This window comes from Pedobacter namyangjuensis (assembly GCF_003313325.1).
Taxonomy (GTDB): Bacteria; Bacteroidota; Bacteroidia; order Sphingobacteriales; family Sphingobacteriaceae; genus Pedobacter; species Pedobacter namyangjuensis.
In genome coordinates this window covers 1-1,000 of the sequence record NZ_QMHQ01000029.1, presented here as the reverse complement: position 1 = coordinate 1,000, position 1,000 = coordinate 1, and the positions used below count along the sequence as shown (strand labels likewise).

Annotated in this window: 1 protein-coding gene and 1 pseudogene; both read right to left on the bottom strand. The window is 36.2% G+C overall.

Going from position 1 to position 1,000, the window contains the following annotated elements:
* Positions 1–237, bottom strand: a pseudogene (locus tag DUT69_RS19115) (elongation factor P); the annotation flags it as partial.
* A gap of 153 nt (positions 238–390) precedes the next feature.
* A partial coding sequence (locus DUT69_RS19110; protein WP_113654865.1) for an ABC transporter ATP-binding protein occupies positions 391–1,000 on the bottom strand: 610 nt, incomplete at its 5' end.

Sequence of the window (1,000 nt, the reverse complement as noted above, 5' to 3'; positions counted from 1 at the left end):
GAAAGTACCATCTTCGTACAAATATTGATAATCGTTGGTCTCTACACGGCAAATTTCTACCTCTTCATCAACACGGAAACGATATTCAACCAGTTTACCAGTTTTTACGTTACGCATTCTTGCCTGATAGAAAGCTCTTAAATTTCCTGGCGTACGGTGAATAAACTCTTCTACCTGTACCAATTCTCCGTTAAAGCGAAGAATATTTCCATTTTTAATATCAGATGCTTTTGCCATTTTCTTTGAAATTTACGCCTATTATTTCGGCCTCATTTCGTGCCGCAAAGGTATAGACTATTTTTTAATTAAACAATAGTGATTTTAAAATATTTTTTGTTTGTGCTTTTAAACGGTTTAAACCCACATTTCGGCACATTTATCATTATTTTTTTACGTTTTGTAATCCAATATGTTAAGCCTATCGTTACAAAACTCATACTCATAAGGCTGATTAGAACCCACCAAAACTAATCTATTTTTAGCAAACTTTTCAACTAATTGCAAATACCAGTCTGTACCCTGGGCATCTAAATTAGAGGTAGGCTCATCCAAAACCAAAATGGGCGTATCTGAACAAAATGCCAACACCAATTTGGTGCGCTGTTTCATCCCTGATGAGAAATATTTTAGCGGTTTATCCTCCGCTTTACTTAAGGCCAACAAATCTAGCACGCCAGAAGCGTTTAAACCCTGCTGGTATTTTTTAAACTGAAAATGAAATTCAATGGTTTCCTGTAGCGTAAATTCTTCAACCAAATCCAAATATGGCGCCGCTAAACTAACGTAGTTGAAAATTTGATCTGCTGGAATTTCTTTAGGGCTCAGGTAGCTGATTTTTCCTTCGGAAGAAGTTAAATTGCCCAACAACACATTAAGTAGCGTAGACTTTCCCGAGCCGTTAGGCCCCAATATCGCATATTTATTTTCTGAAGAAAAAGTATAGTTAATCCCTTTAAAGATCCACTCTTTATTGAATCGCCTACCTAAATTCTCTAGCGTT